Raw genomic sequence first — 9,919 nt, forward strand, 5'->3', positions numbered from 1 at the left:
CGCTCATCCATCAGCCGACCACCACTTACCTGCGATGACCAACCCCTTACTTCTGATCAGCGCGCTCCCGTTCCAGGCACCGGCCTTCGATCGCATCCGCGATGAGCACTTCCGCCCCGCGTTGGCCGAGGGGATGAAGCGCCATCGCGCCGAGGTGAATCGGATCGCCAACAACGAAGAGCCGCCGACCTTCGAGAACACTATCGTGGCGCTGGAGCGCGCGGGCCAGGACCTGAGCCGCGCGAGCAGCGTGTTCTACAACCTCGTGGGCAGCGCCACCAACGATGTGCTGCAGGCCGTGAAGGCTGACATGGCCCCGAAGCTGGCGGCGCACAACGATGCCATCGCCCTTAACGAGCGCCTCTTCGCGCGCATCAAGCAATTGCACGACCGCATGGAATCGCTGCAGCTCGATGCCGTGGACGCGCGCCTGCTCGACCGCTGCTACACGCGTTTCGTGCGCGCGGGCGCCCTGCTCGATGCAGCCGGCAAGGAGCGCATGACCGACCTGAACGAGGAAGAGGCCCGCCTCGTGGCTCGTTTCGAGGAGAATATCCTCAAGGAGCGCATGGCCTCGGCGGTGCTGGTTGACGATGCGCACTTGCTCGAGGGTCTGAGCGCTGAGGCGATCGAAGCCGCTGCCTTGGCGGCGAAGGAGAAAGGGCACGAGGGCCAATGGCTCATCGACCTGCGCAATACCACTACGCAGCCCGTGCTCGCCGAATTGAAGGTCCGCGCCATGCGCGAGCGCATCCTGAAAGCCAGTCTGGCGCGCAACAGCCGTGGCAACACGTGGGACAACCGCGCCATCATTGCGCGCTTGGCGCAATTGCGCGCGCAGAAGGCGCAGCTCCTCGGTTTCGCGTCGTGGGCGCACTACGTGATGGACGACCAGATGGCGAAAGCCCCCGTGAACGCTCTGGGGCTCATGGGCCGTTTGGCACCGGCCGCCGTGGCCAATGCTCGCCAGGAAGCCGGAAAGCTGCAAGCCATAATGGATGCGGAATCGGGCATGAGCGGGAGCGGGCCACGGCGCTTGGCCGCCTGGGACTGGGACTACTGCGCCGAACAGGTGCGCAAGGCCGAATTCGATTTCGATGAATCCGCCGTGAAGCCCTACCTCGAGTTCGAGCGCGTGCTGCACGATGGCGTCTTCTTCGCCGCCCATGCGCTCTTCGGCCTTTCGTTCAAGGAGCGCAAGGACCTGCCCGTCTATCATCCCGATGTGCGCGTCTTCGACATCGTGGATGCCGATGGAAGCGTGATCGGCCTCATCTACGGCGACTTCTATGCCCGCGACAACAAGAACGGCGGCGCGTGGATGAGCACCTTCGTGGACCAGAGCACCTTGCTGGGCCAGCAGCCCGTGATCACGCAGGTGTGCAACTACACCAGGCCCGCAGCGGGTCAGCCCTGCCTGCTCAGCTGGGACGATGTGATCACGCTCTTCCACGAATTCGGGCACGGCCTGCATGGCATGCTCAGTGAGCAGAAGTACCCGCGCTTCAGCGGAACGGCCACCAGCACCGATTTCGTGGAATTCCCCTCGCAGGTGAATGAGAACTGGGCGCTCGACCCGCTGGTGCTGGCGCGCTATGCGAAGCACCACGGCACCGGTGAGCCCATGCCAGCAGACCTTGCAGACAAGTTGCGCAAGGCACGCACGTTCAACCAGGGCTATCGCACCACCGAGTACCTCGCAGCGGCCATCATCGATCTTGCCTGGCACGGTTTGACGGCCGATGCGCCGCTCGTCGAGGATGTCGATGCCTTCGAGCACGCGGCGCTGTCCAAGCACGGCCTCGACCTCGAGCAGGTGCCGCCGCGCTACCGCAGCTGCTACTTCAGCCATGCCTGGACCGGCTACGCGGCCAATTACTACGCCTACCTCTGGAGCGAGGTGATGGATGCCGATGGCTTCGCGTGGTTCATGGAGAACGGAGGCCTCACGCGCGCCAACGGCGATCGCCTGCGCGCCACCGTGCTCAGTCAGGGCGGCAGCAAGCCCGAGGCCCAGCTCTACCGCGACTTCACCGGCCGCGACCCGCGCGTGGAGCCGCTGCTGGAGAAAAGGGGGATGCGGTAGCAGGTCGGGGGCGAGGCCGCCTCTTCACGGGAGACGCCCCCGGGCGCGGCGCGGGCGGGAGCCCCGAGGGGGGCCCGGGGGGGCGGGGGGGCTAGTGCGGTCGGGGCCAATTCGCCCCGGGGGCCCGGGGAGGGCAGCGGTCTTCCATTCAATACAGCAGATTGTTGTCGTTGCCGTAGGGCCGGCGCTGCTCGTACTTCAGGTCGCGCAGGATGCTTGCCTTCACGTTGATGCGCACCATGAAGCTCTTGCGCAGGCCGATGGGCGTGATGTTGAAGTTGAACTCCCAGCAGTGCAGGTCCCAGTAGAGGTTGAGCGAGGTGGGGTCCATTCCCCGGCTACGAGGTCATAGCCGCTGCTGCCGCCGAGCTTCCAGTGCTTCAGCACGGTCACATCGCCGTTGAAGAGCACGCTCTTGCGCTCGTCCTGCGTGTAGGTGCCCTCCCGGTATGACCGGCTCACGTCGTAACTGTAATTCACGCCCAACCGCCACGGCATGCTGAAGCTCTGGCGCGCGCCCTTCGCAGGGTCGCTGTCCTGCACCACCTGGCTGCCGGGCGGCTCCGCGCTGGTGCCTTGTCCGTAGCGCTTGCTCTTCAGTTCCACGCCCAAGGCCACATTGGTGTAGAGCATGCGCGCCAGGGCGCCGCTTGCGCTGCGCTCGCTGCGGTTGATGCGCTGCCCATCGAGGTCAACGGCATAGGGATCCCAGGTGCTGTTCACGTTCACGTTGATCGCGTTCGCGATCAGCGTGCGCGCCGCGATCGACACCGACGACCAGCGCACGCTATCCTTCAGCATGTCGTAGCTGCTGTTGATGCCGAGGAAGTCGAGCAGCTTGATCTTCTTGAGCGCGAGGCCGCCTTGTCCGCTGGTGTCCTCGCGCATGGCTTTCTTGTCGCGCACCTTGGCCTCCACGTTCTGGATCAGCCCCACGTTCAGTGAGCCGCTCTCACCCACGCTCGGCTCACCGTAGATGCCGATCTGGAAGGGGGAGTAGGTGCCGAGCGAGCCATTGGCACCGAAGGGGCCTTCGATCCGCGTGCTGTTATCCGGGCGGTAGCTGAGGCCCACGTTGGGCGTGATGGTGTGGCGGATGGCGCGCACCGCTCCGCCACGGAAGGTGTACATGCCGTAGAGCTTCGTGGTGAGCGTGGCACCCGCGCTCCATTCGCCCGCGCGGCGGAAACCGCCCACGGTATCGGTGAACACGGTGTCGGGCTCCGGCTGATAGGTGCGGCGCAGTGTTTCCAGGTACCAGCGGTCGGTGAAGCGGAACTCCGGGTTCACGCTGAAGAAGCGGTTCTTGAGCGTGGTGGTGATGGCGGCGGTATGGCGCATGCCATTGCGGGCTTCGCGCGTGAGATTCGAGAGGTTCTCGAGGTAGAGCTTTTCCTCGGTGGTGCTGAGCCGGTTGTCGAGGTTGGCGGTGTAGGTGAGCGCGAGCTGATCGTACCAGCGCGACGGGGCGCCGATGGGCCGGAGCATCTGCACCGGAAGGATGCGCTGCAGGTTGAAGGTGATGGCCGGCAGCGTGATGTCGAAGCTGCGGTTGAGCGTGTTCTGGCGGTGCAGCGCGTTCACGGCTACGGAGTACGGCTTTCCGGGCCATAGCCGCGCGTAGCTGATATTGCTCTGGAAGGTGTTGCTGAGGTAATCGCCGACGTTGCTGTTGAAGTTGTTGCGGTAGTTGTTGCTGGTGCCCACGTTCACGCTGGCGCTGAAGCGGTCGGTGAGGCTGGCGCGCGCATCCACCTGATGGCTCCAGTTCACGAAGAAGTTGCGCTGCCGGCTGAAGTCGGGGAACTCGGGGTCGCTGCTCAGCAGGGTGCTGTGGTTGAGCTGCAGGTTGCCGCTGTACCGGTAGCGCGAGCGGTAGCGCGTGATGCCGCGCAGGGCCCAGCTGCCGCGGCTGTAGATATCGCCGGTGAGGCTCAGGTCGGCGCGCTCGCCCAGTTGCTGGTACCAGCCGCCATTGAGCAGGAAGTAGCCGAGGGTGGGGTTGTTGCCCCAGACCGGGATCAGCAAGCCGCTGCTTCCGCTCTTCTTGTTCGGGAAGAGCCCGAAAGGGATGGCCAGCGGGGTGGGCACCTTGCGGAACTTCATGTAGGCCGGGCCGCTGATGATCTTATCGTCCGGGATCACCATCATTCGGCTCACCTGGAAGTGGTAGTGCGGGTTAGGTCGATCGCAGGTGGTGAGCTTGCCGCTGCGGCTGTGCACCTCGCCGTTCGCGTGGCGCTTGCTCAGCCCGGCGTGCAGCCACGCTTCCTGCTCCTGCGTGCGCACCTCGCGGATGATGCCCACCTTGGTCTTGAGGTTCACGCGGATGCTGTCGGCGTCGATGGTGTGGCCATCCTGCACCAGGCGCGGCTTTCCGGCGATGGCTCCGGTGCTGTCCGGTGCACCAAAGCTCATGGCCTCTTCGTTCTTGAAGCTGAACACGATGCGGTCGGCCGTGAGCTGGGTTCCTTTGTAGCGCACGCTCGCGGCGCCATAGAGGTACACCGCTTGCTCAGCGAGGTCGTACCGGATGCTGTCGCGCGCGCTGTAGCGCACCTCGTCGCTGAGCTTCTGCGCCCGCGCACCGATGCCCTCGCACATCAACAGGAAAATGATGAAAACTGAGACCGATGCCGACCTGCCGCCCCTGGTGGCGCCTCTTTCTTCGCGCCACGGGGGCCGGATGCGTCGCTGTGCCTGCATGGTCCGGGAATCCTCGCGGATGAGCGGCGCGAAAAGTACGCATCGCCCCCCGCGCCGCTTGGAACGCCCGCTCCGCCATCTCCTTTCAGCCTTAACGATCCTTGTGCTCGTAGGAACGGCCGTGGGCCAGGGCCGCGACCCGCATCGCATCCGCACCATCGTGCTCGATGCCGGTCATGGTGGCAAAGATCCCGGCAACCTGGGCACCGGACGCTACAAGACCACCGAGAAGCATGTGTCGCTCAACGTCGCCAAGCTCGTGGGCAAGTACCTCAACGAGGCCTTCCCCGAGGTGAAGGTGGTGTACACACGCGACGACGACCGCTTCATCGAGCTCATGGAGCGCACCCAGATCGCCAACCGCGCCAAGGCCGACATCTTCCTCAGCATCCATTGCAACGCCAACGACAGCAAGGACCCGCACGGCTGCGAGACCTACGTGATGGGCCTGCACAAGACCGATGCGAACATGAAGGTGGCCATGAAGGAGAACGCGGCGATCCTGCTCGAGGACGGCCACGAGCTGAAGTACGGAGGCTACGATCCCAAGCGGCCCGAGAGCCAGATCGAGTTGAGCCTGCGCCAGAACGTGCACCTCGACCAGAGCCTGCTGCTCAGCTCGCTCATCCAGAAGCAATTCAAGGAGCGCGTGGGGCGGCCGGACCGCGGGGTGAAGCAAGCCGGCTTCCTGGTGATCAGCTACACCACCATGCCGGCGGTGCTCATCGAGCTCGGCTTCCTCACCAATCCAACGGAAGAGGATTTCCTGCAGGAAGAGCAGGGGCAGGATTTCATGGCCAGCGCCATCTACCGCGCCATCAAGGAATACAAATCCATCGTCGAGGGCCTGCCCACCGAGACAGCGCAGGAGGCGAAGCCCGACTGCACGCGCGTGGCCGTGAAGGAACCCGAGCCGAAGCCGCGCACGGAGAGCGGCGTGCGCTTCAAGGTGCAGATCGCCACCAGCAGCAAGCGCATCGAACCGAAGGCGAAGAACTTCAACGGCCTCGAAGGTGTTGAGGAGCACAAGGGGCAGGGGCTCTTCAAGTACACCGTGGGCGATGAAATCAGACTGGATGCTGCCCGGGCGGTGCAGCGGCGATGCAAGGAAAGGGGATTCGATGGCGCCTTCATCGTGGCCTTCCGCGATGGGCAACGGATCGATCTGCAGGAAGCGGTTAATTTGGCCCAAGGCCGATAGGAGCGGAGCATGAAGATCAAACGCGAGTACAGCATTGCAGGCATCGCCATCGCCGGGCTGCTGCTGCTCTATTTCGGGATCAATTACCTGCGCGGCCTCGATGTGCTCACCAAGCGCAACGTGTTCCATGTGGTGTACAACGACATCAGCGGCGTGAACTCGGCCTCGCCGGTCTTCCTCAATGGTTACAAGGTGGGCCAGGTGGTGGGCACCGGCCTGCTTCCCGATGGCAGTGGCCGCATCGCCGTGAGCTTCCAGCTGAATGAGCGCCAACTGAAGCTGCCCAAGGACACCAAGGTGCAGATCTACAGCGCCGACCTCTTCAGCCGGGCCTTGCAGATCATCATCGGCAAGAGTCCAGAGGTCGCGCAGGCCGGCGATACGCTGATCGGCAACACCGAGTTGAGCCTCACCGATGCCGTAGGCGAGCAGATCGATCCGCTGAAGCGCAAGGCCGAGGCCATGCTCGCCAACATCGACTCGTTGCTCACCACCATGCAGGACCTGCTCAACGATAGCACGTTGGGCGACATCGACGCGAGCTTCTCCAGCATCCGCGGTACGCTCGAGAACCTCAACAGCACCAGCCGCCGCCTCGATGCCCTCATGGCCGCCGAGAGTGTCACCATCCACGCCGTGCTCGAGAACCTGCGCCGAGTCACCACCAACCTCGATAGCTACCACGCCAGCCTGAGTTCCACCTTGTCCAACCTCGATACCCTCAGCGGCGACCTCGCGAGCCCGCGCACCCGGCAGATGCTCGCTGACCTTGCCGAGACCAGCACCAAGCTGAAGGGCGTGATGACCGGCTTGGAACAGGGCGAAGGATCGCTCGGCGCGCTCCTGAAGAACGATACGCTCTACGACAACCTGCAGAGCGCGAGCAAGGAGCTCGATCTGCTGCTCGAGGATCTCCGCCTCAATCCCAACCGCTACGTGCAGCTCTCGCTCTTCGGCAAGAAGGACAAGCTGCCCAAGCTCACCGACAGCGATGTGCAGCGCATCAAGCAAGCGCTGCAGGACGACAAGCGCATGAAGCCATGATCGCGCAAGTGGTCTTCGGCATCCTCCTCATCGCGGCCATCGCGCTATTCGCCCGCAATCTGGGCCGGATCGGGCGCAACATCCACCTCGGCAAGCCGCAGGCGATCAACGACCGCAAGGCCGAGCGCTGGAGCACCATGGCGCGTGTCGCCTTGGGACAGAGCAAGATGGTCGTCCGCCCGGTGGCCGGCATCATGCACATCCTCATCTACGCGGGCTTCATCATCATCAACCTCGAGGTGCTGGAGATCTTCATCGATGGGCTCTTCGGCACGCATCGCATCGGCGCCTTCCTCGGAGGGTTCTATGATTTCCTCATCGGCAGCTTCGAGATCCTGGCCATCGGCGTGCTGTTGGCTTGCATCGTCTTCATCGCCCGTCGTGCCATCATCCAGCTGCCCCGCTTCCATAAGCCCGAGATGAAAGGCTGGCCCTCGAAGGACGCTATGATCATCCTCGTCACCGAGATCGTGCTCATGTGCGCATTCCTCACCATGAACGCGGCCGACTTCGTGTTGCAGGGCCTCGGCGCCGAGCATTACACGCAGGCCGGGTCCTTCCCGGTCAGCGCCGCGATCGCCTCAACCCTCAACCTCTCGAATCTTCAGCCTTCAACCCTCATCACCATGGAGCGCACGGCCTGGTGGCTCCACATCGTCGGCATCCTCGGCTTCCTCAACTACCTCGTGGTGAGCAAGCACCTGCACATCCTGCTCGCCTTCCCAAACGTGTGGTACAGCAAACTGGCGCCAAGGACCGAGTTCGCCAACATGCCGCGCATCACGGGCGAGGTGAAGAGCATGATCGACCCCAGCGTGCCGCCGCCCGATCCGGCACCCGCGCGAACCGTCGCTGGCGCGGAAGTGCCCGAGCGCTTCGGTGCGAAGGACGTTTTCGACTTGAGCTGGAAGAGCCTGATGGATGCGTACAGCTGCACCGAGTGCGGCCGCTGCACCAGTGAGTGCCCCGCCAACCTCACCGGCAAGTTGCTCAGCCCGCGCAAGATCATGATGGACACGCGCGACCGCTTGGAAGAAGTGGGCGAGGCCATCGATGCCAAAGGCAAGTGGGAGGACGATGGCCAGAGCCTGCACTCGCGCATCAGCGAAGAGGAGCTCTGGGCCTGCACCACCTGCAACGCCTGCACCCAGGCCTGTCCGGTGAACATCGATCCGGTGAGCATCATCATGGAGATGCGCCGCTACAAGGTGATGGAGGAGAGCAGCACCCGGCCTGCGCTCACGAGCATGTTTAACAACGTGGAGAACAACGGCGCGCCATGGGCGTTCGGGGCGGACAAACGAATGGATTGGGTGAATTCATGAGTAAGCTCCAAGCTCCAAGGCTCAAGCTTCAAGCTTCAAGCTACGCAGTTGAAGCTTGTGGCTTGAGCCTTGTGGCTCGTGGCTTCGCATTCGATCTTTTTGTCCCATGAGCCAGAGTCTCACCATCCCCACCATGGCCGCTTTCACCGCTTCTGGCGAAGTGCCCGAAGTGCTTTTCTGGGTAGGCTGCGCGGGATCATTCGATGACCGTGCGCGCAAGATCACCAAGGCCTTCGTGCGCATCCTGAATGCGGCCAAGGTGAAGTTCGCTGTGCTGGGGCAGGAAGAGACCTGCACCGGCGATCCCGCCCGTCGCGCGGGCAATGAGTTCCTCTTCCAGATGCAGGCGCTGCAGAACGTCACCGTGCTGAACGGCTATGGCGTGAAGCGCATCGTCACCGCCTGCCCGCACTGCTTCAACACGCTGAAGAACGAGTACCCGGCGTTGGGCGGCAGCTACGAGGTGATGCATCACACGCAGTTCATCAATGCGCTGTTGAAGGAAGGCCGCATCAAGGTGCAGGGCGGCGGCTTCAACGGCAAGCGCATCACCTTCCACGACCCTTGCTACCTCGGTCGCGGCAACAATGAGTACGAGGCCCCGCGCGAAGTGCTCCTGAAGCTCGATGCCGCGCTGGTGGAGATGAAGCGCAGCAAGCAGAACGGCCTGTGCTGCGGCGCTGGCGGAGCGCAGATGTTCAAAGAAGCAGAGCCCGGCGCGCGTGAGGTGAACCACGAGAGGGGCGAGGAAGCACTGGGCACCAAGCCGGACATCATCGCTGCGGGCTGCCCCTTCTGCAACACCATGCTTACTGATGGCGTGAAGCACTTCAACAAAGAGGGTGAAGTGGTGGTGAAGGACGTGGCGGAGCTGATCGCGGAGGCGGGGGAGCTGTAGGTCCGGCTCGTTTGTTCCACCAACAACTGTTAATGAGTTCGGGCGGCGGTGGGCGATGGCGCGTTTATTTCAATCACTTTGGCCTCGACTCAGGCATCGGATGCCCTTTCGAGAAACGTCTGCACCACGAACACAGAAGGACGATGACGACCGAAGCACACGCCCCCATCCGTACCGTCGACTCCATGCCTGTGCATGCCCGCGTGTGGGCGTACAAGACCGCGCGCGACCTTAGCCAGGCCGAGCAGAAGCTCATCCGCGAGCGCGGTGCCGCCTTCACCGATTCGTGGGCCGCGCACGGCGCACCGCTCGATGCCTGCGTCGATGTGCTTTACAACCGCTTCGTCGTGATCGCCGTCGATGAAGAGCAGGCGAACGCCAGCGGCTGCAGCATCGACAAGAGCGTGGGCTTCATCAAGCAGCTCGAGCACGACCTCAACCTCATGCTCACCGATCGCATGGTGGTGGTGTTCGAGGGCAGCGATGGCAAGGTGCACAGCTGCCGCCTGCAGGAATTGCCCGAATTGATCAAGGAAGGTGCGATCACCGCCGATACCGTTGTCTTCGACGATCTCGTAGGCACTGTGTCCGACCTGAACGAGCGCTTCCGCGTGCCCTTGCGCAGCAGCTGGATGCAGCGCTTCCTGTAAGATCCTACC

The 9,919-nt window shown here is 63.5% G+C and carries 7 protein-coding genes; 6 read left to right on the forward strand and 1 reads right to left on the reverse strand.

Translation table 11 applies throughout. The features are described 5' to 3' along the window. Nucleotides 1-34: 34 nt before the first annotated feature. Nucleotides 35-2,086 carry a M3 family metallopeptidase gene (locus IPM12_09920; protein MBK9148115.1) on the forward strand — a complete coding sequence of 684 codons (2,052 nt, stop codon included), beginning with the start codon at nucleotides 35-37 and terminating at the stop codon, nucleotides 2,084-2,086. A gap of 222 nt (nucleotides 2,087-2,308) precedes the next feature. On the opposite strand, the gene IPM12_09925 is transcribed toward IPM12_09920, so the two are convergent. After that, entirely contained in the window at nucleotides 2,309-4,690 is a 2,382-nt protein-coding gene (locus tag IPM12_09925; GenBank protein ID MBK9148116.1) for an LPS-assembly protein LptD, read from the reverse strand. Nucleotides 4,691-4,895: 205 nt separating this feature from the next. On the opposite strand from IPM12_09925, the gene IPM12_09930 reads away from it, so the two are divergent. The 5 genes from IPM12_09930 (at nucleotide 4,896) to IPM12_09950 (ending at nucleotide 9,910) form a co-directional block, all read left to right on the forward strand. After that, complete coding sequence (locus IPM12_09930; GenBank protein ID MBK9148117.1) at nucleotides 4,896-5,993, forward strand: N-acetylmuramoyl-L-alanine amidase; 1,098 nt, start codon at nucleotides 4,896-4,898, stop codon at nucleotides 5,991-5,993. A gap of 9 nt (nucleotides 5,994-6,002) precedes the next feature. Further along, the gene (locus tag IPM12_09935) at nucleotides 6,003-7,037 is read left to right on the forward strand and encodes an MCE family protein (GenBank protein MBK9148118.1); all 1,035 of its coding nucleotides are present in this window, start codon (nucleotides 6,003-6,005) and stop codon (nucleotides 7,035-7,037) included. Then, the gene (locus tag IPM12_09940; GenBank protein MBK9148119.1) at nucleotides 7,034-8,362 is read left to right on the forward strand and encodes a (Fe-S)-binding protein; all 1,329 of its coding nucleotides are present in this window, start codon (nucleotides 7,034-7,036) and stop codon (nucleotides 8,360-8,362) included. Before IPM12_09935 ends, IPM12_09940 begins: the two co-directional genes overlap by 4 nt. Nucleotides 8,363-8,468: 106 nt before the next feature. Then, nucleotides 8,469-9,260, forward strand: coding sequence for a (Fe-S)-binding protein (locus IPM12_09945; protein MBK9148120.1), 792 nt, complete (start codon nucleotides 8,469-8,471; stop codon nucleotides 9,258-9,260). 185 nt (nucleotides 9,261-9,445) lie between these two features. Further along, entirely contained in the window at nucleotides 9,446-9,910 is a 465-nt protein-coding gene (locus tag IPM12_09950; GenBank protein MBK9148121.1) for an ABC transporter ATPase, read from the forward strand. Nucleotides 9,911-9,919 lie beyond the last annotated feature (9 nt).

It is taken from the genome of Flavobacteriales bacterium (assembly GCA_016716605.1).
Taxonomy (GTDB): domain Bacteria; phylum Bacteroidota; class Bacteroidia; order Flavobacteriales_F; family PHOS-HE28; genus PHOS-HE28.

Excerpts from the sequence above, each read along its gene's own strand:
- IPM12_09940 (MBK9148119.1), top strand. The coding sequence starts at position 7,034 with ATGATCGCGCAAGTGGTCTTCGGCATCCTCCTCATCGCGGCCATCGCG.
- IPM12_09950 (MBK9148121.1), top strand. The coding sequence starts at position 9,446 with ATGCCTGTGCATGCCCGCGTGTGGGCGTACAAGACCGCGCGCGACCTT.
- IPM12_09920 (MBK9148115.1), top strand. The coding sequence starts at position 35 with ATGACCAACCCCTTACTTCTGATCAGCGCGCTCCCGTTCCAGGCACCG.
- IPM12_09935 (MBK9148118.1), top strand. The coding sequence starts at position 6,003 with ATGAAGATCAAACGCGAGTACAGCATTGCAGGCATCGCCATCGCCGGG.
- IPM12_09925 (MBK9148116.1), bottom strand. The coding sequence starts at position 4,690 with ATGTGCGAGGGCATCGGTGCGCGGGCGCAGAAGCTCAGCGACGAGGTG.
- IPM12_09945 (MBK9148120.1), top strand. The coding sequence starts at position 8,469 with ATGAGCCAGAGTCTCACCATCCCCACCATGGCCGCTTTCACCGCTTCT.